We start from the raw sequence: 23,113 nt of genomic DNA, 5'->3' as shown, positions 1-23,113 counted from the left end.
TTTCGAAGTGTCGATAAGTGGATACAAAAAAACCCGCAGTCCTGATGGGCTGCGGGCTTTCAGCGAGATAAGGAGGCAAAAATCGTTGCTCAATCGATTTTTCAATCAACTCAAGCTGTTACGTCCTCACTCACTCCTTGTGCGGAGCGGGCTGTTGTTGGGTAAGGCAATGGATGTTACCGCCCCCAAGTAACAGTTCGCGACCAGGCACCATGACCACTTCGTGTTGCGGAAACACGCTCTGCAAAATCTCTTTGGCAGGCCCGTCCAGTGGGTCGTCGAAGCTTGGCGCGATGATGCCACCGTTGACGATCAGGAAGTTCACATAAGAGCCGGCCAGACGCACGGTCGGATTGCGCTCCTGAGTACCGTCCACCGGGTCCACACCGGCGCACTCTTCTTCGGTCGCATACAGCGGCCCCGGAATCGGCATTTTGTGCACCGTGAACGAGCGCCCCTTGGCATCGGTGCTGTTTTGCAGCACGTTCATGGCCGCCTGGCAGCGCGGGTAGTTCGGGTCCTGCGGGTCGTCGGTCCAGGCCAGCAGCACTTCACCCGGACGCACATAGCAGCAGAAGTTATCCACATGGCCGTCGGTTTCGTCGTTGAACAAGCCGTCCGGCAGCCAGATGATCTTATCCACAGCCAGGTTTGCGCTGAGCACCGCTTCGATTTGCTCGCGGCTCATGTGCGGATTGCGATTGCGGTTGAGCAGGCACTCTTCGGTGGTGATCAGGGTGCCTTCGCCATCGACATGAATCGAGCCGCCTTCGAGCACAAAACCCTCGGTGCGGTAGCGCGGGCTGCGCTCGATTTCGAGGATCTTGCCCGCCACCTGCGAGTCACGGTTCCACGGCGAATACAAACCACCGTCGAAACCACCCCAGGCATTGAAGTCCCAATCCACGCCACGGACTTCGCCGCTGTCATTGATGACGAACGTCGGGCCGGTATCCCGGACCCAGGCGTCATCGCTGGACATCTCCACCACACGAATATTCGGCACGTCGAGACGGGCGCGGGCATTTTCGTACTGGCCAGCGGAGACCGCCACGGTCACCGGTTCGAAACGCGCGATGGCCTTGGCCACTGCAACGTGCGCGGCTTGCGCCGGTTTGCCACCCAGGCGCCAGTTGTCCGGGCGCTCGGGCCAGACCATCCAGGTCTGGGTTTGGGGTGCCCACTCGGCAGGCATGTAAAAGCCGTCGGCGCGAGGGGTGCTGTTCAACGTGGTCATGGCTTCAGGACTCCAGGGAACCGTCGAGGGTTTTAATCGCGCCGTACAGGTTCGGACGACGGTCGCGGAACGAACCCCAGGCGCTGCGAATGTGCTCCAGCTCATCGAGGTCGAAGCTGTGAACCAGAATGCCTTCTTCGGTTTCGTTCAGCTCTTGGACCTTCTCGCCAAACTGGTTGGCGATGAACGACGAGCCGTAGAAGGTAATATCGTAGCCGTCCTGCTCTTCGTTACCGATGCGGTTGCTGGCGATCAGCGGCATCAGGTTGGCGCCGGCATGGCCCTGCTGCACGCGCTGCCAGTGGTCGCGGGACGAAATGGTCTTGTCGTGCGGCTCGCTGCCGATGGCAGTCGGGTAGAACAGGATTTCCGCGCCTTGCAGCGCCATGCTGCGGGCGCACTCAGGGAACCACTGATCCCAGCAGATGCCCACGCCGATTTTCGCGTAACGGGTGTTCCACACTTTGAAACCGGTATCGCCCGGGTTGAAGTAGTACTTTTCGTGGTAGCCAGGGCCATCCGGGATGTGGCTTTTACGATAAATCCCGAGGTTGCTGCCGTCGGCATCGATGATCGCGATGCTGTTGAAACGCGCGCGTCCGGCCAATTCGTAGAAGCTGATCGGCAGCACCACTTGCAGTTCCTTGGCGACTTTCTGGAAGTGCTTGATGGCGACGTTGTCTTCTACCGTTGTGGCCAGTTGCAGGTAGTCCGGGTTCGGCTTCTGGCAGAAGTACGGAGCCTCGAACAGTTCCTGGATCAGGATGATTTGCGCACCTTTGGCCGCTGCCTCACGGACCAGCTTCTCAGCGGTCTCGATGTTGGCTTCAAGGTCCCAGGAACAAGCCATCTGGGTGGCGGCGACGGTAACGATACGACTCATGAATCATCTCCTGGGCAAGTGCTTGAGGGTCAGTGTGGCATCGACCGATGACAGAACGGGAATCACCGGGCGTGGTTCGTCCACACCGTGGGCAGTGGCGACTTTATAGCCGATAAAAATCGGCTTTAAAAGCAATAAATATCCACCACCTCTAAATAACCTCAAAAATTCCCGATAACAATCGACATTTGCAACCTCTACGAGCTGCCTACAAGCCTTCGTCCAGCACCTTCGACAGCATGTCCACAAAGAAGTCCACACTCTGCCGCGACGTGACCATCGGCGGTTTGATCTTGAGGATGTTCAGGTAATCACCCGTCGGCTGCATGAAAATCCCCAACTCACGAAGGCGATCGCACAACGCCGTGGTTTCTTCGGTCGCCGGTTCAAGGGTTTCGCGATTGCGGACCAACTCCACGCCCAGATAAAAGCCGGAACCGTGCACCGCTCCCACCAACGGATGCCGGTCGATCAGGGCTTCAAGACGTTCCTTGAAGTACCCGCCCACGACCTGGGCGTTTTCCCAGAGTTTTTCTTCTTCCATCACATCCAGCACCGCCATGCCGATCCGGCAACTGACCGGGCTGCCGCCAGCGGACGAGAAGAAATAACCCTCGGCCTCCAGCGCTTCGGCAATCTCCCGACGGGTAATGACGGCACCCAACGGCTGGCCGTTACCCATGCCTTTGGCCATGGTGATGATGTCGGGCACCACGCCCTGCTCTTCGAAACCCCAGAAAAATTTACCCATGCGGCCGTAACCGACCTGCACCTCATCGGCGATGCACACCCCGCCCTGAGCACGGACCAGTGCATAGACCTGCTTCAAATAGCCCGGTGGTAGCGAGATGCCGCCGGCATTGCCATACACCGGCTCGCAGATGAAACCGGCGAGTTGGCGTTTCTGCCCGGCGATTTTCGCCAGGTTGTGTTCGACGCTGCGCACGTAGTCCGGCGCGCTGTCCGGGCCACGGAATTCGCCGCGATAGGTGTTCGGTGCGGTCACCGGGTGCACCCAATCAGGACGGCTGCTCAAGGCCTTGGGGTTGTCGGCAATCGAGGTCGAGACCGCATCCGCCGCCACCGACCAGCCGTGATACGCCTCCAGCACACTGAGCATGTCGCGGCCGCCGCTGTAGGCCCAGGCCAGGCGAATCGCCAGGTCATTGGCCTCGGTGCCGCTGTTGACCAGGAATACCCGGTCCATGTTGTCCGGTGCCAACTTCAACAAGCGCTCGGAAAACTCGGCAATCGCTGCGTAGTGAAAACGCGAGTTGGTATTGAGCAACGACCATTGACGGCCGGCGACGGCGGCCATGCGCGGATGACCGTGACCCAACACTGCAACGTTATTGAGCATGTCGAGGTAGGAGCGGCCCTGCATGTCGATCAGGTGATTGCGCCAGCCCCGCTCGATGCGCGGCGGGTCGACGTAATAATGCTTCTGGGATCGGGCGAAACTGGCATCGCGGCGGGCCAGCAAGATTTGCGGGTCGAGTTCTTCTTCTGCATCGCAGGCCAGCCCCAGCAACGCCGCCGGTGACGGGCACAACTCTTGCCAGGCGGCAGCGCGCGAAGGTGTGCAAAACAACGGTGCGTCGAGCTGAGCACTGCGGCACAACTGTACGATCAACGCTCCGCTGACAGAGCCCAGCACCTGGCCTTTGACCAATGCTGCGCCCGCGTGCAACGACGGTGTCACACCCCACAGCCGTAAACTCAGTTGTGGACCATCCAGTTGCAGCACTCCCACTGCCGGCTGGTGAACCGTTCCGGCAAACGGCGATTCGACCGCCGTGCCATGGGGCACTCGCAACTCGACATGCAGAGGGCAAGTGGCCGGTTCAGTGGCGCTGTCCGGTTGGGTGCGAGACAGACGATATTGCCCATAACGACTGGCCGCCAGACCATGAGCCGCAGCAGCTTCAGTCAACAGACGCTGGTCGATCCCCTCTTGCTCCCAGTTACCCGCTTCGAAATGCGGGCTGAGCACGCCCAGATCGATCAACGCAAACTCACGCCCCACCAGACTCGGCAACAAGGGCGCAAAGCTTTCGCTGCCGATGCTCGGCAGGCCTTGACCAACCGCAGCAAGAATCGCCGCCTCCATCAACGCCAGCGGCACCGATGTGGCCACGCGGAAAATTTCCCACTCATGGGTCAGGTTGTCGCGACTGTACTCATTGCCCGGATCAATGCTGACCTGCTGTTCGCCACTCAGCACCAACACCGCCGAACGCGCAACGATCAGCGGCCAGAGCGCCAGCAGTTCTTCATGTTGCAGCGGATTGATCGCGTGATAGGCCCGAACCGCCGGCAAGATGTAGAACGGATCGCCATCGGCATGGTGCAGCAGCGCGGCACAGGTCACCGACAGATCGGTGATCCGCCAGGTTCGGACCAGGTCGCCGAAATCGATGACACCCTGCAACTGCCATTGGCGCTGCGCATCTCGCTGCCAGACCACGTTGTCGTCGGTGATGTCCATGTGAATCGCCTGCACCGGCAGCTTATCCACCAAGGGCTGCAAATGGCGCTCGGCCTGCTCGGCCGCTTCAGCAATCAGCTTGCGTTGCTGATCATCCTTGATCACCGGCAGCAAATGCGCGATCAACGCGTTGGCGTGGCGGGCGTCCCATTGAAGGGTGCGCTCAAGGCCAGGATGGTCGAAGCCGGCCAGCGCCAGGTCCATCTCGCCGCAGAGCCGACCGAAACCGGCGACCACGGCCTGGCTCAGATGGTCGAGGTGCGTCAGGGACTGGCCGTCGATGTAATCGAGCAGACGTACATGCACCGCTTGACCGCCGACCTCCAGGGAGAGCAGGTCTTTACCATTTTTGGCCGGGATCACTCGCGGCACCTTCACGCCGGGATGTTCGACCAAGCGCTTGAGCCCTGCGTGCTGGGCTTGCAGCTCCAGCACCGAATAATCACCACGGCAGATTTTCAGGACGAAACGCCCCTGCTCGCTGTCGACGCGGTAGTTGAGATCCTGCTGGCTTCCAAGAGCCTGCAACCGTCCGCTCAGCCCGTAATGTTCTTCCAGCAACTCAAGCGCTTGCGCCGCGGACACTTGCGGGCTGGGCAGACTGGCGCGGTGAATCAACGTGGCGAGCGGCATACAACGACCCCTGAAATTTTATTAGGCGCTTATATCGCCACTGCCGGGTGCGATACGCAACCCCCCTTCCCTGATTGGCCCGAATCAATGCGTGAGCAACTCTCTTCACCGTCCCACTCGCGCCTGCCGGCACTTTGCGTAAGAATGTCGCCCATCAACGCCTATTGCTGGAGAAACACCATGAATGTAGTCACCACCGACCTGCCAGGTGTTCTGATCATCGAGCCCAAGGTATTTGGTGATGAGCGCGGCTTCTTCTATGAAAGCTTCAACGCCAAGGCTTTCGAAGAAGCAACCGGCCTGAACACCCGATTCGTGCAGGACAACCATTCCCGCTCGCAAAAAGGCGTACTGCGCGGTTTGCACTACCAGCTGGAAAACACTCAGGGCAAACTGGTCCGCGTCACCGCCGGTGAAGTGCTGGACGTGGCCGTGGACATTCGCCGCAGCTCGCCGCATTTCGGCAAATGGGTCGCGGTGCGCCTGTCCGCCGACAACCATCGCCAGCTCTGGGTACCAGAAGGTTTTGCCCATGGTTTCGTGGTGCTGAGCGATTTCGCTGAATTCCTCTACAAAACCACCGACTACTACACCCCGTCGGCTGAACGCAGCATTCGCTGGGACGACCCGGACTTGGGCATCGACTGGCAGCTGGACGAGGCACCGCAGCTGTCCGCCAAGGATCAGGCCGCCGCGTTCTTCAAGGACGCTGAAGTCTTCTCCTGAATTGCCGTCTGAATTTTCAGCGCCAGCATGCACTTGATCCAGGGTGCGCAGACTGCGCCCGCAAGCCTAGGGTCTGTTGAGGTTTGGTAGCGAACCGCGTTGCTACCAAACGTCAACAGACCCTAGGCATAATGCGTCTGTCCCCACAGGCGCTTGATGCTCATGACACCGACCCTCCCCCGCAGACCCCGCTGGCGCAGCCTGGCACTGCTTGCGTTGTGCCTGGCACCCTTGCTGTGGCCGCTGGAGCATCTGGCCGAGCGTTATTACCGCAGCGAGCTGGCCGGGCAGAACCGTCAGACCCTCGACCTCTACGTCGCCAACCTGCTGGGTACCCTGCACCGCTATGAAGTGCTGCCGCAGATTCTCGGCGACCTGCCCGCCCTGCGTGCGACGTTGGGCGCCCCCGACGAGGGCGTGATTCAAGGCAATGCCAATCGTCTGTTGAAACACATCAGTGCCCAGACCGGCGCCGAAGTCATGTACCTGATGGACACCACCGGCAAGACACTCGCGGCCTCCAACTGGGACAAACACGACAGCTTCGTCGGCCGCAATTTCTCTTTCCGTCCATATTTCAGTGAAGCCATGGCCGGGCGCCTGGGGCGCTTCTTTGGCCTGGGCACCACCTCGGCCAAGCGCGGTTACTTCTTCGCCGCGGCGGTACACGATCGTGAAAAAATCATCGGCGTGTTGGTGGTCAAGGTTGACCTCGATCACACCGAAAGCCTCTGGGGCAAAACCCCGGAACAACTGCTGGTCACCGACCACAACGGTGTGGTCATCCTCACATCGCGGCCAGAATGGCGTTTCCGCTCGACCCGTCCATTGAGTGATGAGGAGAACAAGGCCGTCGCCGCGATTCAACCCTATCCGACCCGCGATCCAAAGCCGTTGAGTCTCGACCCCAATGCCTGGCTGACCCAAACCCGGCAGATCGAAGAAACCGGCTGGAGTGTCAGTATCCTTGCGCCACGCACCCTGATTGACCGCCCCGTGCGCACAGTCGTGGCCATCGGCGGCGCAACGCTGCTGGTATTGATGCTGCTGCTTGGCTTGATGATGCAACGCCGACGCCATTACCTGGAGCGGATCGCCTTCGAAGCCAAGACCCGCCAGGAACTCGAAGGCCGGGTCGCCGAACGGACCAGCGACCTTGAGGGCCTCAACCGTCGACTGAAACAGGAAGTGCTGGAGCGCGAACACGCCCAGCAAGAACTGGTACGCGCTCAGGATGATCTGGTACAGGCCGGCAAGCTCTCGGCGCTGGGAACAATGTCGGCGAGTATCAGCCATGAACTCAACCAACCGCTGGCGGCCATCCGCAGCTACGCAGAAAACGCCGAAGTGCTGCTCGATCATCAGCGCACCGAGGATGCTCGCGGCAACCTCAAGCTGATCAGCGAGCTGACCGGGCGCATGGCGTCGATCATCGCCCACCTGCGCGCCTTCGCCCGACGTGATCGCCATGCCCCGGAAAGCGTGGCCCTGCAACCGGCGCTGGACGACGCCCTGGCGTTACTGGCCAAGCGTCGGCGCAGCATGGAAGTCGAGCTGATCCGCGACCTGCCGGCCGCCACCCTGTGGGTCGAGGCTGGAGAAACCCGTCTGCGCCAGGTACTCGGCAATCTGCTGGCCAATGCGCTCGATGCCCTGACGGAAAAAGGCCCGCCGCGTAAACTCTGGTTGAGTGCCCAATCCACCGCCGACGGCGTCACTCTGTACATTCGCGATAACGGCCCCGGGTTCTGCCTGGAAGCGCTGGGTCGTGCCGGCGAGCCCTTCTACACCACCAAGACCCGCACTCAGGGACTTGGGCTGGGGCTGGCGATCTGCGACACCCTGATGCGCGCCTTCGGTGGTGAACTGTCGTTCTCCAACCATAAGGAAGGCGGCGCCCTGATTACCCTGAAGCTGCGCGCAGGCGCGCCGGGTGTGAGCCTGCAACCGTCCGAGGACCGAAGTGCATGACCATCGACAACCGCATCCAGGTCGTGTTGATCGACGACGATCCCCACCTGCGCCAGGCCCTGAGCCAGACCCTGGACCTGGCCGGCCTGAAGATCCTGCCGCTTGCTGAAGCCAAGGGCCTGGCCGGGCAACTGGAACGCGACTGGCCAGGCGTGGTAGTCAGTGACATCCGCATGCCGGGCATGGACGGCCTCGAACTGCTGACCGAACTCCACGCCCAGGATCCGGAGCTGCCCGTGCTGCTGATCACCGGCCACGGCGATGTCCCCCTGGCGGTGCAGGCCATGCGCGCCGGGGCTTATGACTTTCTGGAAAAACCTTTCGCCAGTGACGCCCTGCTCGACAGCGTACGTCGCGCCCTGGCCCTGCGCCGTCTGGTGCTGGACAACCGCAGCCTGCGGCTGGCCCTGAGCGATCGCAACGAACTGAGCGCCCGACTGGTCGGGCAATCGGCGCCGATGCTGCGCCTGCGCGAGCAGATCGGGGCACTGGCGGCGACCAAGGCTGACGTGCTGATTCTCGGTGAAACCGGTGCGGGCAAAGAAGTGGTGGCCCGCGCGCTGCACGACTTGTCGAGTCGGCGTAACGGCCCGTTCGTGGCAATCAACGCCGGGGCCCTGGCCGAGTCGGTGGTGGAAAGCGAGCTGTTCGGTCACGAACCCGGCGCGTTTACCGGCGCGCAAAAGCGCCGCATCGGCAAGTTCGAATTCGCCAACGGCGGCACGTTGTTCCTCGATGAAATCGAAAGCATGAGCCTGGACGTGCAGGTGAAATTGCTGCGCTTGCTGCAAGAGCGGGTCGTCGAACGCCTGGGCGGCAATCAGTTGATCCCGCTGGACATCCGCATCATCGCCGCGACCAAGGAAGACCTGCGGCAATCCGCCGATCAGGGGCGCTTCCGTGCCGACCTGTATTACCGCCTGAACGTTGCGCCGTTGCGCATTCCGCCGCTGCGCGAACGGGGCGAAGATGCGCTGGTGCTGTTCCAGCATTTCGCTGACGAAGCCAGCGCCCGCCACGGCTTGCCGCCCCACGAACTGCAACCGGGGCAACGGGCGCTGCTGCTGCGTCACAGCTGGCCAGGTAACGTGCGGGAACTGCAGAACGCCGCCGAGCGCTTTGCCCTGGGCCTGGAGCTGGCACTGGACAACAGCGCACCGGATGGCGGTGTCGGCACCACGGTTGAAGTGGTCAGCGGCGGCTTGAGCGAGCAAGTCGAGAACTTCGAGAAGAGCCTGATTGCCGCCGAACTGGCGCGCTCGCACAGCTCCGTGCGCAGCCTCGCCGAAGCGCTCGGCATTCCGCGCAAAACCCTGCACGACAAGCTGCGCAAGCATGGCCTGAACTTCGCCGATGGCGGCACCAGCAGCCATACCGACGACCTCGATTGAGCTACCGTAAAATCATCCTCATCAAACAAAAGGCCCGCGAATGAACCGCGACAGTCGTCACCTGGAATCGATCCTCTATCGCGACATCCCCCTCACGCGGGACATGGGCCTCAAAGTGCTCGACTGGCATGACCAACAACTGCGCCTGCATCTGCCGCTGGAGCCCAACGTCAATCACAAGAGCACCATGTTCGGTGGCAGCCTGTATTGCGGCGCGGTGCTGGTCGGCTGGGGCTGGCTGCATTTGCGTTTACGTGAAGAAGGTATCGAAGACGGGCACATCGTGATTCAGGAAGGGCAGATCAACTACCCGCTGCCGGTCACCATGGACGCGACGGCGATCTGTCAGGCACCGAACCCGGCAGTGTGGAGGAAGTTCCTGGCGATGTATCGACGCTATGGGCGGGCGCGGTTGACGCTGCATTCGCGGATCGTGAATGCCGGGAGTGAAGAGGATGCGGTGAGGTTTACCGGGCAATACGTCCTTCACCGGTAAAGCAAACGATCTTAAAAGATCGCAGCCTCGTTGCACTCGACAGCTCCTACAGAGTGATCTGCACCCTGTAGGAGCTGTCGAGTGAAACGAGGCTGCGATCTCTTGATCTTTACGCCCGAGCGAGCGCCAATAGTTTCTCCCGCCAAGCCGCTTTAGCCGGCAGCGCCAGGAAGAACTCATTCAGCAACGATTCCCGCGCCGGATAACAGAACGGCGCGCCGCTCAAATCCAGCACCTCACCGCCGGCGCCTTCCAGCACACCTTGAGCCGCGGCCGTGTCCCACTGCGAAGTCGGCGCCAATCGCGGATAACAATCCGCCGCCCCTTCCGCCAGCAGGCAAAACTTCAGTGAGCTGCCGATATTCGCCAGTTGCAGCTCGCCCAGACTGTCACTCAACCCCGCCAGTAAGCGCTCCTGTTCAGGGCTTGAATGCCGACGACTGGCGACCACCGTGAAGGCTTCACCCGCCGCCGGCACCTCGCGAACCTGGATCGGCAATGACTCGGCGCCTTTATCGCCACGCCAGGCTCCCAACCCGGCACCGCCAACATAAAAACGCCCGCTGGTCGGCATCGACACCACGCCGAACACCACACGCCCCTGCTCGATCAACGCGATATTGACGGTGAATTCTTCGCTGCCGGAGATGAACTCCTTAGTGCCGTCCAGAGGGTCGACCAACCACCAACGCTGCCAGCCGGCACGCACGCTCTGGGGGATGTTGGCATCCTCTTCGGACAGCACCGGAATAGTCGGGTCCAGCGCCGTCAACCCGGCCAGAATCACATGGTGAGCGGCCATGTCGGCAGCTGTGACCGGGGAATCATCGGACTTTGCCGTCACAGCAACGTTGACGCGCCAGAACGGCAGGATCGCCTCGCCAGCCTTCAATGCCAGTTCTACCACCGGTGCCATCAACGGATGGGGAAAATTCAACTTCATGGCAGGAACACCCCACGCTGAGTCAACAGATCACGGGCCAGATACAGCGCCGCCAAGGCACGGCCCTCGGTGAATCGCGGGTTCTGCGCCAACGCCGACAATTCCCGCAGGTTGATCTTGTCCATCCCCATCGGCTCGGGCTCGTCACCCTCCAGGCGTTCTTCGTACAAATCGGTGGCCAGCACCACCTGGATTTTCTGGCTCATGTAGCCAGGTGACAACGACAACTCGGTCAGGTGCTCCAGTTGCCGCGCGCCATACCCGGCCTCTTCCTTGAGCTCCCGCTCGGCCGCCGCCAGCACGTCTTCGCCCGGCTCGATCAAGCCTTTGGGCAGGGACAATTCGTAGGCATCGGTGCCACCGCAGTATTCCTCCACCAACACGGCGTGGTCCGCGTCGAGCATCGCCACGATCATCACCGCACCATAACCAGCGCCTTTACCGACCAATCGCTCGTAAGTGCGTTCCACGCCATTGGAAAAGCGCAGTTTCAGCTCTTCGACACAGAATAATCGGCTGGTGGCGACGATCTCGCGGGCGAGTATGGTGGGTTTCTGGCGCATGAGAAGCTCCTTGGCGTGAACGCGTTACTATACCCGGCCTATCCTGATTGTTTACCTCGGATATCTTTTTTACCGCTGGAGAAGTTTTTTATGTCCCTGCTGCCCTGGCGCGACATCGATACCGTTCTGCTGGATATGGACGGCACGCTGCTGGACCTGCACTACGACAACCATTTCTGGCTGGAACACCTGCCAAAGCGTTATGCCGAGTTGCACGGGGTGAGCCTGGCCATGGCGGAGCTGGAATTGCAGCCACTGTTCGAGCGCCATGCCGGTCAGTTGCAGTGGTATTGCCTGGACTTCTGGAGCGCCGAACTGAAGTTGTCGGTGCGCGAACTGAAACTGGAAACCGCGCACCTGATCGCCTTGCGTCCGGATGCGGATACTTTTCTGGCCGCGATCAAACAGGCCGGCAAGCGCGTGGTACTGATCACCAACGCCCACCGCGACTCGTTGTCATTGAAACTGGAAAGAATTGAACTGGCGCCGTATTTCGAGCGCTTGATCAGCTCTCACGATTACGGTTTCGCCAAAGAAGACCCGCAGTTCTGGGATGCCTTGCAGGCCGATATCGGCTTCGACCCGGCACGCTGTCTGTTCATCGACGACACCCTGCCGATCCTGCGCAGCGCACGCAATTTCGGGGTGGCGCACCTGCTGGCCGTGAGCGAGCCGGACAGCCGCAAAGGGCCGAAGGACACGGCAGAGTTTGCGGCGGTGGGGGATTATCGGGAGCTCATCGCAGGGCTTTAGAGTCTGACGCGGTCGTTGTGGCGAGGGAGCTTGCTCCCGCTGGAGTGCGAAGCGCTCCCAATCTGGCTGAGCTCCTTCAGAAAGGTGCATTGGCCAGATTGCGACTGCTGCGCAGCCGAGCGGGAGCAAGCTCCCTCGCCACAGGTTTTGTATTATTCAGGAATCCGCAACACCTGCCCCGGATAGATCTTGTCCGGGTGCGAAAGCATTGGTTTGTTGGCTTCAAAGATTTTGTTGTACTTGTTCGCGTCGCCGTATGCCGCCTTGGAAATCGCGCTGAGGGTGTCGCCCTTTTTAACGGTGACGAACTGCGCTGCCTTGGCAACCGGCCCCGTTACGGTGATCTGGTCATCGACACTACCGACACCGGCAATATTGCCCACGGCCAGCAGAATCTTTTCCTTCTCTTCCTGGCTCGCCACGTCACCGGTGACGATGACTTTGTCGCCCTCGATGGTCGCCTGAACATTTGGATTACCCAGGCCGACCTTGCTGATGTGTTCCTTCAACTGCTCGCTGGCGTTGGCATTGCCGGGGGTCAGCAGATCGATAAGTTTTTCACCTGCTTCTTTCACAAAGCTAAAAATACTCATGGTGCACTCTCCTTGGGATTCAGGTTCCAGATGCCCAAGACTAGACCAGCCATTTGAAGACCGGCTCCCAGCCGACCAATGACCCAACCCCGCGCAGGCGGTAGAATCGCAAACCTTGCCGGCGCCCTGGAGCGAAGATGGACATCAAGCAGCTGAAATTCCTCATCGCTCTCGACGAAACCCGACACTTCGGCCAGGCCGCCGCGCGCTGTCACATCACTCAGCCGACCTTGTCCATGCGCCTGCGCAGCCTTGAGGAAGAACTCGAGCTGCCGCTGGTCAATCGCGGCCAACGCTTCGAAGGTTTCACGGCGCCGGGTGAGCGCGTGCTGGCATGGGCGCGTACGGTGCTGGCGGCCTACGACGGTTTGCAGGCCGAAGCGGCGGCCTGTCGCGGCAACCTCGTGGGTACGTTGCGTCTGGGGGTGGTGCCGCTGTCGAGTTTCGACCCGGTGCCGCTGATGCAACGCCTGCATGCCGCACACCCGAACCTGCGGTTCGAACTCTCGGCCCTGAGTTCCGAACAGATCCTTGAACAACTGGCGAATAACCGTCTCGACCTCGGCGTATCGTACCTGGAGCATCTGGACGGCGAGCGCTTCGACTCCCTGGCGTTCAGCGAAACCCGCATGGGCCTGCTCTACGATCAACGCTTCTTCAGTTTCGGCGAGGTGCCGCTGAGCTGGGAGTCGCTGATCGAACTGCCCATGGGCATGCTCACCAGCGGCATGCACTTTCGCCAGTCCATCGACCATAACTTCCACAGCCGTGGCCTGACCCCACAACCGTTGCTGCAAACCGATGCAGTCCACCAATTGTTACAAGCGGTACACGGTGGCCTGTGCTGCGCGGTGATGCCGCTGAACAGCGGCCTCGAAAACCTCACCGATCACTTGCGCCTGCAACCCATCGAAAGCGCCCAGACCCTCGCCCGGCTGGGGCTGATCATGCGTCGCAGCGCTCCGCGTTCGGCCTTGGCAGAAGCCTGTTTTGCGATCTATCAGAAATCACTGACAGACTCTTGATCGACGCCATCTATCGGTAGATCAGTAATAGCGATTAGACGCGACATGTTGACGCGCCTAGGCTTAAAGCTGACCAAACCGTCGGTGATGCCTAATGAACGCCAAGCGCCCCGGCTGCGCGGCGCCCGCTCTCGAAACGCCCGCGCCCGCCGCAAGCCAGACATACAGTTACTGCAACCTCGAATACTCCGAATCATCCAGCACCGCGCTGGCTGAGGAAGTCGCGTTGGCGATCGCCTACAACGGCATCAGCCAGGCCGTCATGTTGGTGACGCCGACGGACCTTGAAGACTTCATCGTCGGCTTCAGCCTCGGCAGCGGCATCATCGACGACGCTTCAGACATCTATGACCTGCAACTCAGCGGCTCGGGTTCGGCGCAATACGCGCAAGTGACCATCGCCAACCGCGCCTTCTGGAACCTCAAGCAGCAGCGCCGCCAACTGGCTGGAACCAGCGGTTGCGGGCTCTGTGGCGTGGAAGCGGTGGAGCAAGCGCTGCCTGATCTCAAGGTGTTGCCCGGCGCCCCGCTGCCCCCGGCCGAATGGCTGGACGGTCTGCGCCATCGCATCGGCGAATTCCAGCCTCTGGGCCAGCATTGCGGCGCGGTGCACGCGGCGGTGTTCATGAATGGCAAAGGCGAATTGCTGCTGGGCCGTGAAGACATCGGCCGACACAACGCCCTCGACAAGCTGATTGGCGGGTTGATCCGCCAGAAAATCCCGACCACCGATGGTCTGGCGATTGTCACCAGCCGTTGCAGCCTCGAATTGATCCAGAAAGTTTTACGCGCCGGCATCCAGACCCTGGTCAGCCTGTCATCGCCCACGGGCCTGGCCGTGCAATGGGCCCGTCGACACAACCTCAATCTCATCCACCTACCTCAAAAAAGTGCACCAAGGGTCTACAGCCCTGCGTTGGAGAATCAAGCGTGAGTCAACACCAACAAGCCGACCAGAAACCTGTTCCACGTTACAAGCCCTATAAGGGTGCGGCCGGTGGCTGGGGCGCGCTGGCCAGCGTCGCCCGGGCCTGGCTGACCAGCGACAACGCGTTGAAAAATCTGCGCATGATGCTCAAGACCAACAAGAACGGCGGGTTCGATTGCCCCGGTTGCGCCTGGGGCGATTCCCAGGAAGGCGGCATGGTGATGTTCTGCGAGAACGGCGCCAAAGCAGTGAACTGGGAAGCGACCAAACGGCGTGTCGATGGCGCGTTTTTCGCCAAGCACAGCGTTAGCTCGTTGCTGGAACAAAGTGATTATTGGCTCGAGTACCAGGGCCGTCTGACCGAGCCGCTGAGCTACGACGCCGAAACCGATCGTTACAAACCGATCAGCTGGGAAGCCGCATTCGCCCTGATCGGCAAACACCTGCAAGGGCTGTCGAGCCCGAATCAGGCCGAGTTCTACACCTCGGGCCGTGCCAGCAACGAAGCGGCGTTCCTCTATCAATTGTTCGTGCGCGCCTATGGCACCAACAATTTCCCCGACTGCTCGAACATGTGCCATGAAGCCAGTGGTGTTGCGTTGGCGCAGAGCGTTGGCGTCGGCAAAGGCACGGTGACCTTCGACGACTTCGAACACGCCGATGCGATTTTCGTCTGGGGCCAGAACCCTGGCACCAACCACCCGCGGATGCTCGAGCCACTGCGCGAAGCGGTGAAACGCGGTGCGCAGGTGGTGTGCATCAACCCGCTGAAAGAGCGCGGCCTGGAACGCTTCCAGCACCCGCAACACCCGATCGAAATGCTCACCAACGGCGACAAACCGACCAACACCGCGTACTTCCGTCCGGCATTGGGCGGCGACATGGCGATCATGCGCGGCATGGCCAAGTTCCTGCTGCAATGGGAGCGCCATGCGCAGAAGGCGGGTGAGCCTGCGGTGTTCGACCACGACTTCCTCAATGAACACAGCGTCAATGTTCTGGAATACCTCGGCATCGTCGACGACACCCCGTGGGAGCAGATCGTCGAGCAATCCGGCCTGCCCCTGGTGGAAATCGAGCAAGCGGCGCGCATGTACGCCAAAGGCAAGAACGTGATCATGTGCTGGGCGATGGGCATCACCCAGCATCGCCATTCGGTGGCGACCATCCAGGAAATCGCCAACCTGATGCTGCTGCGCGGCAACATCGGCCGGCCGGGGGCCGGTCTGTGCCCGGTGCGCGGCCACAGTAACGTGCAGGGCGACCGGACAATGGGCATCAACGAACGTCCGCCGGCGGCGCTCCTCGACTCTCTGGAGCGGCGCTTCCAGTTCAAGGTCCCGCGCGAAAACGGCCACAACGTGGTCGAGGCGATTCACGCCATGGCCGAAGGCCGTTCGAAAGTTTTCATCGGCCTGGGCGGCAACTTCGCCCAAGCCACCCCGGACAGCCCACGGACCTTCCAGGCCCTGAGCAACTGCGACCTGACCGTGCAGATCAGCACCAAGCTCAACCGCAGCCATTTGATCCACGGTAAAGACGCGCTGATCCTGCCGTGCCTGGGCCGCACCGATATCGATATCCAGACCGAAGGCGCCCAAGCGGTGACCGTGGAAGACTCCTTCAGCATGGTCCACGCCTCCAACGGTCAGTTGCAACCGTTGTCGAACCTGATGCGCTCGGAGCCTGCAATCATCGCTGGTATCGCCGCCGCGACCCTGGGCAGCAAACCGGTGGACTGGAACTGGCTGGTGGCTGATTACAGCCGCATCCGCGACCTGATCGCCGACACCATCCCGGGCTTTCGGGACTTCAACGAGAAAGTCCAGAACCCCGGCGGTTTCTACCTGGGCAGCAGTGCCGGCGCACGTCGCTGGAATACCCCATCGGGTCGGGCCAATTTCCGTCCGAACATCCTGCCCAAAGACCTGGTGCACGAACGCACCCGCGCCACCGGCGTACTGCCGGACCTGATCATGCAGTCGATGCGCTCCCACGATCAGTACAACACCACCATTTATGGTCTTGATGATCGTTATCGCGGGGTGAAAGGTCAGCGGGATGTGTTGTTCGTCAATGAAGCCGACATCATTCGCCTGGGCTTCAAACCGGGGCAAAAGGCTGACATCGTATCGATCTGGGATGATGGCCGTGAGCGGCGGGTCAAGGGTTTTACCCTGCTGGCGTTTGATATTCCTGCCGGGCAGGCGGCTGCATACTATCCGGAAGTGAACCCGCTGGTGCCGTTGGAAAGCACCGGGGATGGCAGCCATACGCCGACGTCGAAATTTGTGGCGATCCGGCTGGAAGCGGCGAGTGAGACTGGGTTGATCATGGCCAAGTCAGCTTGACGCAGCGATGGCGGTAGCCCACTCAACAAACTCTTCCGATCCGTACTTTCCAATCGCCCACAAAAAAGGCCGTTTTCATATGAAAACGGCCTTTGAGAAGTAGCTAAAGACTGGCGAAAAACACTTAAGTTCCGCCCAAAAAACAGCAACTTATAGAAATGTGCTCAAGTCGTGTTATTCGTCGGATTTCTATTGTCACAACCATGACACAGCCTCAGGATCGCGCCGTCATCCCCTTGAGGTTCCTCTATGAAGTTCTCCTCGATTCTCTTGTTGTCCCTTGGCCTGGTCAGTGGCTTCGCGTCTGCTGGCGGCACCACCGAAGCAGGTGTGGGCGGCGCATTGGGCGGGGTTCTTGGCTCGGTCGTCGGTCAATCACTAGGCGGCAGTACAGGTTCAACCATTGGCGCGGCCCTGGGCGGCGCGGGTGGTAGCGCAGTTGGCGCAGACAGACGCAGCCGTGGCGAAGCCGCCATTGGCGGTGCGTTGGGCGCAGCTGGCGGTAACGTGGTCGGCCGCAGCATGGGCGGCACCACCGGTAGCCTGATCGGTTCCGCAGCAGGCGGCGGCCTCGGTGGCGCCCTGGGTAACCATATGGGCAACAGCAGCAATGACGACGATGATCGTCGTTCCTATCGTCGTGGTTATGACGATGATGATCGTCGCTACTACCGTGGTCACCCGGGTCGCGGCCATGCGTACGGGCATCGCAAGCATCACCATCGCTATCGCGATGACGACTGAGGCTTGAATCGCCTCGTCGACCGTTAGATCGAAAAATCGCAGCCCTCGGGCTGCGATTTTTTTTGCCCTCAGATCGCCAGTCGCTCCAACGCCCCGCGCAACCCGGCAGGAATCGCCACCGGCTGATTCGACAGCCGATCGACGAATACATGCACGAAGCGCCCTGCCGCGCAGGCCTCATCTTCTCCAGCCTTGAACACCGCCAGCTCATACTGCACCGAACTGCTGCCCAACTTGCCGACCCGCAGGCCAATCTCGATCCGATCCGGGAAGGCGATAGACGCGAAGTAATCGCAGGCCGAACTCACCACAAAACCCACCACCTCACCGTCATGGATATCCAGACCGCCGACTTCGATCAGGTAGGTGTTCACCGCCGTATCGAAAAAACTGTAGTAGGTGACGTTATTGACATGACCGTAGGCGTCATTGTCATGCCAGCGGGTGGTGATGGGCTGGAAATGGGGGTAGTCGGTGCGATGGGGCATCGGGTTGGACATCAGCGTCGGTTCCTGGAGTTGGATGGCCAGTTTAAGGTGAAACTGCGAAGGCGCTGTCACAGGCACTACCTAAATCACATGTCGGTAAACCCTCTGCCCTGCGCCGCCAACTCCCCAATCAACCGTGCCGGGGCCCAGTGATCCCCCTGTTTGGTCTCAAGCTGCAACAACCGCAGATGAATATCGTCCAGCCCTTGCTGATCCGCCCAGGCCATCGGCCCGCCCTTGTCCGCCGGGAAACCATAACCGTTGAGGTACACCAGATCGATGTCGTGCGCCGACGCCGCAATGCCTTCCTGAAGGATCTTCGCCCCTTCATTGACCAGTGCCAGCAAGCTGCGCTCAAGAATCTCCTCTGGCCCTATCTCACGCCGCTGGAACCCCAACCCTTCGCTGATTTCCAGCACCAGCGCATCGACTTCCACATCGTGCTCAGCCTGACGACTGCCCGGCTCGTAATGGTAATACCCGTCGCCGCTCTTCTGACCGAAACGCCCGAGCTCGCACAAACGATTGTCCACCTGAACCTCCGGCGCATCCTGGCCCTTGCCAGCCAGCTCCCGCGCGCGCCACTCCAGGTCAATGCCGACCACGTCATACATGCGGAACGGCCCCATGGCGAAACCAAAACCTTGCAGCGCCGCATCCACCTGATAAGGCAACGCCCCCTCCAGCAGCATCTTGCGCGCTTCGAGCACGTACGGATGCAGCATGCGGTTGCCGATGAAACCGTGACAGTTGCCCGAGACCACGCTGACCTTGCCCATGCGCTGGCCCAGTGCCAGGGCTGCATCAAGCACCGCCGGAGCGGTCTGGGCGCCGCGTACGATCTCCAGCAATTTCATGATGTGCGCCGGGCTGAAGAAGTGCAGGCCCAGGACCTGCTGCGGGCGGCGAGTGGCGGCGGCGATGGCGTCGATATCCAGCGCCGAGGTATTGCTGGCCAGAATCGCTTCAGGTTTGAGCAGGCCGTCGAGTTCGCGGAAGATTTTCTGCTTCAGCTCGAGGTTTTCGTAGACCGCTTCGATCACCAGATCAACATCGCGGATCGCCGCGTAATCGGCAGCCGCCGTCACCCGAGCAACGCACGCATCCGCCTCGGCCTGATCGATCCGCCCCTGACGCACGTTGTGGGCGTAAGTATCAGCCACGCTGGTCAGCGCCTGCTCAAGCATCTGTGGATTGTTATCGACCCACTGCACCGGCACCCCGGCGCTGGCCAGGCACATGACAATGCCACGGCCCATGGTGCCCGCACCAATCACGGCGGCGCGCTGAATATCGAACGATGTCTGGCTCATGGTTGTTGTTCTCTTATTGGCGATCCAAAGACAGTCCTCACCATAGTCAGCCGATGTGTGTTTTTAAAGTTTATTCCTGTGATGGGCGACATTCAGCAGATGGATGCGTCCCGATCCCGCAGGTTAGAGGTTCGCCTCAGCCCACGTCCGGACCTCGCCATACGGATACTCCTCCAGCGCCGCAAACCCCGGAATCGACCGCGCCTTGAGCTTGGTAAACAACGGCACGCTGATCCCGCACAGAAACCGCGTCACGCGCTCCGCCGATGGAGCACTTCCCGTGTGCTGCTGGTGCCTGTGGATAAAATCACCGCACAGCGCCTCGAAATTTTTATCCACAAGCGCCGGCAATTCCGGTGGTTCGGGTAACCGCGCTACGTGGCCGTGACACACCGAACAATGCCCGCATCGCCGTGGCGCGTTTTCATCGCCGAAGTACTCGGCCAGGCGATATCCCAGGCAGTGCTCGGTGGCGAACAGATCCAGCATGGCGTGAATCCGCGAAATCTCGGTGCGTTCGTGCTGGGTGAAGTAGGTGTGCAATTCGGCGCTCAAGGCCTGGGAATCGAAGTCGGCTTGCAGCAGGCTATAGACCTCCGTCATCTGCTTGCTTTCAAGCTCCACCCAGCCCTTTTCCTGGAAGTAATCCAGCGCCTTGACCACTCGACTGCGCTCGGCGGAATGCTGCTGATACAATGCGTCGAAATTCACCGTGGCCCAGGTCCGTGCGCGACTGGAAGTCTGGATGATCGCCGAGACGAAGTCCCTGCGCTCACCCTCGAAACGGGCCAGCAACGCTTCCGGCTCCTGCAAATACTTGAAGCGGTATTCGGCGTAATAGGCATAGCGTGGAGCGATCAGCCCACGCAACTCCAGCTGTACCAGCAAGGTCTTGAGCGGCAACTGGCGGATGTTGCTCTGATCGGCCAAAGGCCCCAGCAGAAACTCCCACTGCCCCTCGGGCGCTGCGGCTTGCAACTCGTCGAGCACACAACGAATGCCGTCCCGCTCCGGTGTGTCGCCGTAGACGAAATTCTCCAGCACATTGAGGCTGTCGCGGTTGGCCAGCACCAGGCAATCGGACGGCTGCCCGTCACGCCCGGCGCGGCCGATTTCCTGGCTGTAGTTTTCGATGGATTTGGGCAGGTCGAAATGCACCACGTTGCGGATATCGCTTTTGTCGATGCCCATGCCGAAGGCAATGGTGGCGACGATGCAATTGGACTGCCCGCCCATGAACCGGCGCTGAATCGCTTCCCGTTGCTCGTGGGGTAAACCGGCGTGATAGGCCTCTGCCTGTATACCGTTGCGCCCCAGGTGTTCGGCGATGTGCTCAGCGGTCTTCTGCAGGGTGACATACACGATGCTCGGCTGGCCGGGACGCTGGGTCATCCACTCGACCAGGCGGCGGCGCTTGTCCTGGCCGCGCACCGGTTCCACCAACAGATTGAGATTGGGCCGGTAGAAACCGGTGGTCACCACATCCTCAGGCGCAATGGCGAACCGGGCCTCCATGTCGGCAATCACCTTGGGTGTCGCGGTGGCCGTCAGCAACAGCGCTTGAGGGATGTTGAACTGGCGCTGATAGTCCGGCAGCTTGAGGTAGTCGGGGCGGAAGTTGTGACCCCACTCGGAGATGCAGTGGGCCTCGTCCACCACCAACAGCGAGATCGGCACCTGCTGCAGAAAATGGCGGAAACGCTCGTTCTTCAGGCGCTCCACGGAAATCATCAGAATCTTCAATTCGCCGGACTTTGCCCGGGCCATCACATCGCTGGCGTCATCGCGACTCTGGGCCGAATCGATACTGCCTGCCGCAATGCCGTGGCGCTGCAAGAACGCCAACTGATCCTGCATCAACGCCAGCAGAGGCGAGACCACCAGCGTCAGGTGCGGCAGCAGGATGGCCGGTAACTGATAGCACAGGGATTTGCCCGATCCGGTAGGGAAAATCGCCGCCGCCGAGCGCCCGGCCAACACCGCGCTGACCGCCGCCTCCTGGCCGGGCCGAAACTGTGGATAACCGAAAACCTGTTCCAGGGTGTTGTGCATAAGCTGTCACTCCGTTGACCGCGGCGAAGCCCAAAGCCTAGCCGGCGAACGCAGCGAGTCGAGAAAAGGTCGGGGGCAAAAACGATACGGGATGATACAGCGTCGGCCCATCGATTCCTTCGCCACAGATTGAAACAAACGAGGCACTTTGCCCCCTGACATCAGCCCCCTGTCAGCCGGTAAGGTGCGCCCCGAGAAAAACCATTATCCGCGAAGTTTTCATCAAGGCAGGACGCCTGCACGCGGATCCTCACAAAGGAACAATCATGCCTGACACTCTGTTTTTTCCAGTCGCCCTTTTCTTTGCATCCCTGCTGCTGAACGGGTGCATGAAGCTCCCTGACGACCCCCTCTACGCTGCGCCCACAACCCTGGACAGTGCCTCACAGACTTAGTCGTCGATCGACTGACCTCGGGTAGCTACGGCACCAATACCGCCACCCGCAACTGCTCATCCAGCGCCTGTTCATGAAATACCCGGCTCTTGCTCGCCCACGCCGCATAAGCCGGGCTTATTTCGCCCGTAAACGCCGCCGCCAGCTGACGCAAATCGGCGACCCTGCGCACACGAGGACAGAAGAGTTGGTCCTCGCAGTTCTGACTGGCACTGCGATAGGTTATCAGCAACCGATCCCACAACCCGTCACGCACTTGCCTGACCGACTTGAGCTTCACAGCCCGCACGCCCAGTCGCTGTTTCAGCCCCTGCTCATCCAGCGCTTCGCTGGCCAGCAATGCCTTGCCCACCATTAACACCTCGGCGCGAGATGCGGTGTCGATGTCCGCTTGGGTGGTCAGCGCACCCGGCCAACCGGTTCGCTCCATGTTGGCCAGGACGAGCGAATGACCGACGTCAGCAGCACCCGCTACCCGACAAACACCGGCCCACAACAATAAAATCGAGGCCACACGCAGCCACTGCATACCTAATTCCCTTTAAGAGTCGACTCAGACGCTTCGAAACGTCCTACACATTCTGGCGCGCACCCTCCAGAGGCTGGATGCGTTAAGCCTGACAATCCCGTAGGAATATCGACCACCAAGGGAAAAGCTTAAAAAATAGTCGAGGGATGCGTAGGCAAAGGGCGATAACACCGGTAAACCCCCTACAAAACCTGTCCACTTGCACCACCTTGCGACGCCTCGCTGTGGCCCTCTATAGTTTTCGACGCGGCTGAAAACACTGTGTCGGCCCGCCGGCGAGACTGCCCGACTTCCCACAGGACTGACTTCGATGAACACGCGCCACTCGTTAACAGACCGCTATCGCCCGCTCAAAACCAGCTACAGCAATACCCCCGTGTTGGTCATCGACACCGAGGCCGATCCCCACGAAATCCTCGATGCCGCCCGACAACGCATCCGCGCCGCTGGCGACCTGCTCGAAACACTCTATTGCCTGTGCTTCAAACAGGCCGACGCGAAAGACATACCCAATATCGTCAACGCGTTGTACCTGCTGACCCAGGATGGCAACGAACTACTCGAAATCGCCCGGCAACGCCTGCCGAAAACCACGGCAGTCTGATGGCTGA

Annotated in this window: 20 protein-coding genes; 10 read left to right on the top strand and 10 right to left on the bottom strand. The window is 60.7% G+C overall.

Annotation, left to right across the window (positions count from 1 at the left end):
- Window positions 1-130 precede the first annotated feature (130 nt).
- From aguA to AC1DQM_RS19710, 3 genes are all read right to left on the bottom strand, one after another.
- Window positions 131-1,237: an agmatine deiminase gene (gene aguA, locus AC1DQM_RS19720; protein ID WP_064615866.1), complete on the bottom strand. Its 1,107-nt coding sequence runs from the start codon at window positions 1,235-1,237 to the stop codon at window positions 131-133.
- A gap of 4 nt (window positions 1,238-1,241) precedes the next feature.
- Window positions 1,242-2,120, bottom strand: a complete 879-nt coding sequence (gene aguB, locus AC1DQM_RS19715) for an N-carbamoylputrescine amidase (RefSeq protein ID WP_008068730.1) — start codon at window positions 2,118-2,120, stop codon at window positions 1,242-1,244.
- Between the two features lie 208 nt (window positions 2,121-2,328).
- The gene (locus AC1DQM_RS19710) at window positions 2,329-5,241 is read right to left on the bottom strand and encodes an aminotransferase (RefSeq protein WP_477746722.1); all 2,913 of its coding nucleotides are present in this window, start codon (window positions 5,239-5,241) and stop codon (window positions 2,329-2,331) included.
- A gap of 180 nt (window positions 5,242-5,421) precedes the next feature.
- On the opposite strand from AC1DQM_RS19710, the gene rfbC reads away from it, so the two are divergent.
- The 4 genes from rfbC (at window position 5,422) to AC1DQM_RS19690 (ending at window position 9,825) form a co-directional block, all read left to right on the top strand.
- The gene (gene rfbC, locus AC1DQM_RS19705; protein WP_064615862.1) at window positions 5,422-5,967 is read left to right on the top strand and encodes a dTDP-4-dehydrorhamnose 3,5-epimerase; all 546 of its coding nucleotides are present in this window, start codon (window positions 5,422-5,424) and stop codon (window positions 5,965-5,967) included.
- Window positions 5,968-6,129: 162 nt separating this feature from the next.
- Window positions 6,130-7,938, top strand: a complete 1,809-nt coding sequence (locus tag AC1DQM_RS19700; protein WP_018929294.1) for a sensor histidine kinase — start codon at window positions 6,130-6,132, stop codon at window positions 7,936-7,938.
- Window positions 7,935-9,329 (top strand): sigma-54-dependent transcriptional regulator, encoded by a 1,395-nt coding sequence (locus AC1DQM_RS19695; protein ID WP_018929295.1) that lies wholly within the window; start codon window positions 7,935-7,937, stop codon window positions 9,327-9,329. Before AC1DQM_RS19700 ends, AC1DQM_RS19695 begins: the two co-directional genes overlap by 4 nt.
- Before the next feature lie 40 nt (window positions 9,330-9,369).
- On the top strand, window positions 9,370-9,825 hold the full coding sequence (locus AC1DQM_RS19690) for a thioesterase domain-containing protein (RefSeq protein ID WP_477746721.1): 456 nt from the start codon (window positions 9,370-9,372) through the stop codon (window positions 9,823-9,825).
- A 109-nt stretch (window positions 9,826-9,934) separates the two neighbouring features.
- Here the strand turns inward: AC1DQM_RS19690 and cysQ are convergent, their stop codons facing one another.
- Window positions 9,935-10,768, bottom strand: coding sequence for a 3'(2'),5'-bisphosphate nucleotidase CysQ (gene cysQ, locus AC1DQM_RS19685; RefSeq protein WP_477746720.1), 834 nt, complete (start codon window positions 10,766-10,768; stop codon window positions 9,935-9,937).
- On the bottom strand, window positions 10,765-11,331 hold the full coding sequence (nudE, locus tag AC1DQM_RS19680) for an ADP compounds hydrolase NudE (RefSeq protein ID WP_018929298.1): 567 nt from the start codon (window positions 11,329-11,331) through the stop codon (window positions 10,765-10,767). Before nudE ends, cysQ begins: the two co-directional genes overlap by 4 nt.
- 90 nt (window positions 11,332-11,421) lie before the next feature.
- Here nudE and yrfG point away from each other — a divergent pair, with 90 nt between their 5' ends.
- The gene (yrfG, locus tag AC1DQM_RS19675) at window positions 11,422-12,084 is read left to right on the top strand and encodes a GMP/IMP nucleotidase (protein WP_007939517.1); all 663 of its coding nucleotides are present in this window, start codon (window positions 11,422-11,424) and stop codon (window positions 12,082-12,084) included.
- 152 nt (window positions 12,085-12,236) lie between these two features.
- Here yrfG and lysM read toward each other — a convergent pair whose 3' ends face one another.
- Window positions 12,237-12,677 carry a peptidoglycan-binding protein LysM gene (lysM, locus tag AC1DQM_RS19670; RefSeq protein WP_064615853.1) on the bottom strand — a complete coding sequence of 147 codons (441 nt, stop codon included), beginning with the start codon at window positions 12,675-12,677 and terminating at the stop codon, window positions 12,237-12,239.
- Between the two features lie 137 nt (window positions 12,678-12,814).
- On the opposite strand from lysM, the gene AC1DQM_RS19665 reads away from it, so the two are divergent.
- From AC1DQM_RS19665 to AC1DQM_RS19650, 4 genes are all read left to right on the top strand, one after another.
- Window positions 12,815-13,702, top strand: coding sequence for a LysR family transcriptional regulator (locus tag AC1DQM_RS19665; RefSeq protein ID WP_064615851.1), 888 nt, complete (start codon window positions 12,815-12,817; stop codon window positions 13,700-13,702).
- A gap of 94 nt (window positions 13,703-13,796) precedes the next feature.
- Window positions 13,797-14,636: a formate dehydrogenase accessory sulfurtransferase FdhD gene (gene fdhD / locus AC1DQM_RS19660; RefSeq protein WP_086944155.1), complete on the top strand. Its 840-nt coding sequence runs from the start codon at window positions 13,797-13,799 to the stop codon at window positions 14,634-14,636.
- Window positions 14,633-16,981: an FdhF/YdeP family oxidoreductase gene (locus AC1DQM_RS19655; protein ID WP_477746719.1), complete on the top strand. Its 2,349-nt coding sequence runs from the start codon at window positions 14,633-14,635 to the stop codon at window positions 16,979-16,981. The genes fdhD and AC1DQM_RS19655 overlap by 4 nt, the downstream gene beginning before the upstream one ends.
- A gap of 249 nt (window positions 16,982-17,230) precedes the next feature.
- On the top strand, window positions 17,231-17,725 hold the full coding sequence (locus AC1DQM_RS19650) for a glycine zipper domain-containing protein (protein WP_477744111.1): 495 nt from the start codon (window positions 17,231-17,233) through the stop codon (window positions 17,723-17,725).
- A gap of 68 nt (window positions 17,726-17,793) precedes the next feature.
- On the opposite strand, the gene AC1DQM_RS19645 is transcribed toward AC1DQM_RS19650, so the two are convergent.
- From AC1DQM_RS19645 to AC1DQM_RS19630, 4 genes are all read right to left on the bottom strand, one after another.
- Window positions 17,794-18,225 (bottom strand): acyl-CoA thioesterase, encoded by a 432-nt coding sequence (locus AC1DQM_RS19645; RefSeq protein ID WP_018929305.1) that lies wholly within the window; start codon window positions 18,223-18,225, stop codon window positions 17,794-17,796.
- Window positions 18,226-18,299: 74 nt separating this feature from the next.
- The gene (locus AC1DQM_RS19640; RefSeq protein ID WP_086944156.1) at window positions 18,300-19,526 is read right to left on the bottom strand and encodes a 3-hydroxyacyl-CoA dehydrogenase; all 1,227 of its coding nucleotides are present in this window, start codon (window positions 19,524-19,526) and stop codon (window positions 18,300-18,302) included.
- Window positions 19,527-19,649: 123 nt separating this feature from the next.
- Window positions 19,650-21,578: a RecQ family ATP-dependent DNA helicase gene (locus tag AC1DQM_RS19635; RefSeq protein WP_477746718.1), complete on the bottom strand. Its 1,929-nt coding sequence runs from the start codon at window positions 21,576-21,578 to the stop codon at window positions 19,650-19,652.
- A 420-nt stretch (window positions 21,579-21,998) separates the two neighbouring features.
- Window positions 21,999-22,502: a polysaccharide deacetylase gene (locus AC1DQM_RS19630; protein WP_111453969.1), complete on the bottom strand. Its 504-nt coding sequence runs from the start codon at window positions 22,500-22,502 to the stop codon at window positions 21,999-22,001.
- 310 nt (window positions 22,503-22,812) lie between these two features.
- Between AC1DQM_RS19630 and AC1DQM_RS19625 the strand changes: the two genes are divergently transcribed.
- On the top strand, window positions 22,813-23,106 hold the full coding sequence (locus AC1DQM_RS19625) for a hypothetical protein (RefSeq protein WP_018929310.1): 294 nt from the start codon (window positions 22,813-22,815) through the stop codon (window positions 23,104-23,106).
- The last annotated feature ends 7 nt before the right edge of the window (window positions 23,107-23,113 follow it).

It is taken from the genome of Pseudomonas sp. 01L34 (assembly GCF_056400265.1).
The sequence above is the reverse complement of the archived record's forward strand: the minus strand, read 5'-3'. Positions and strand labels throughout refer to the sequence as shown.

Bases quoted from the DNA above. Each gene is read 5' to 3' on its own strand.
- aguA (WP_064615866.1), bottom strand. From the start codon at position 1,237: ATGACCACGTTGAACAGCACCCCTCGCGCCGACGGCTTTTACATGCCT.
- aguB (WP_008068730.1), bottom strand. From the start codon at position 2,120: ATGAGTCGTATCGTTACCGTCGCCGCCACCCAGATGGCTTGTTCCTGG.
- AC1DQM_RS19710 (WP_477746722.1), bottom strand. From the start codon at position 5,241: ATGCCGCTCGCCACGTTGATTCACCGCGCCAGTCTGCCCAGCCCGCAA.
- rfbC (WP_064615862.1), top strand. From the start codon at position 5,422: ATGAATGTAGTCACCACCGACCTGCCAGGTGTTCTGATCATCGAGCCC.
- AC1DQM_RS19700 (WP_018929294.1), top strand. From the start codon at position 6,130: ATGACACCGACCCTCCCCCGCAGACCCCGCTGGCGCAGCCTGGCACTG.
- AC1DQM_RS19695 (WP_018929295.1), top strand. From the start codon at position 7,935: ATGACCATCGACAACCGCATCCAGGTCGTGTTGATCGACGACGATCCC.
- AC1DQM_RS19690 (WP_477746721.1), top strand. From the start codon at position 9,370: ATGAACCGCGACAGTCGTCACCTGGAATCGATCCTCTATCGCGACATC.
- cysQ (WP_477746720.1), bottom strand. From the start codon at position 10,768: ATGAAGTTGAATTTTCCCCATCCGTTGATGGCACCGGTGGTAGAACTG.
- nudE (WP_018929298.1), bottom strand. From the start codon at position 11,331: ATGCGCCAGAAACCCACCATACTCGCCCGCGAGATCGTCGCCACCAGC.
- yrfG (WP_007939517.1), top strand. From the start codon at position 11,422: ATGTCCCTGCTGCCCTGGCGCGACATCGATACCGTTCTGCTGGATATG.
- lysM (WP_064615853.1), bottom strand. From the start codon at position 12,677: ATGAGTATTTTTAGCTTTGTGAAAGAAGCAGGTGAAAAACTTATCGAT.
- AC1DQM_RS19665 (WP_064615851.1), top strand. From the start codon at position 12,815: ATGGACATCAAGCAGCTGAAATTCCTCATCGCTCTCGACGAAACCCGA.
- fdhD (WP_086944155.1), top strand. From the start codon at position 13,797: ATGAACGCCAAGCGCCCCGGCTGCGCGGCGCCCGCTCTCGAAACGCCC.
- AC1DQM_RS19650 (WP_477744111.1), top strand. From the start codon at position 17,231: ATGAAGTTCTCCTCGATTCTCTTGTTGTCCCTTGGCCTGGTCAGTGGC.
- AC1DQM_RS19645 (WP_018929305.1), bottom strand. From the start codon at position 18,225: ATGTCCAACCCGATGCCCCATCGCACCGACTACCCCCATTTCCAGCCC.
- AC1DQM_RS19640 (WP_086944156.1), bottom strand. From the start codon at position 19,526: ATGAGCCAGACATCGTTCGATATTCAGCGCGCCGCCGTGATTGGTGCG.
- AC1DQM_RS19635 (WP_477746718.1), bottom strand. From the start codon at position 21,578: ATGCACAACACCCTGGAACAGGTTTTCGGTTATCCACAGTTTCGGCCC.
- AC1DQM_RS19630 (WP_111453969.1), bottom strand. From the start codon at position 22,502: ATGCAGTGGCTGCGTGTGGCCTCGATTTTATTGTTGTGGGCCGGTGTT.
- AC1DQM_RS19625 (WP_018929310.1), top strand. From the start codon at position 22,813: ATGAACACGCGCCACTCGTTAACAGACCGCTATCGCCCGCTCAAAACC.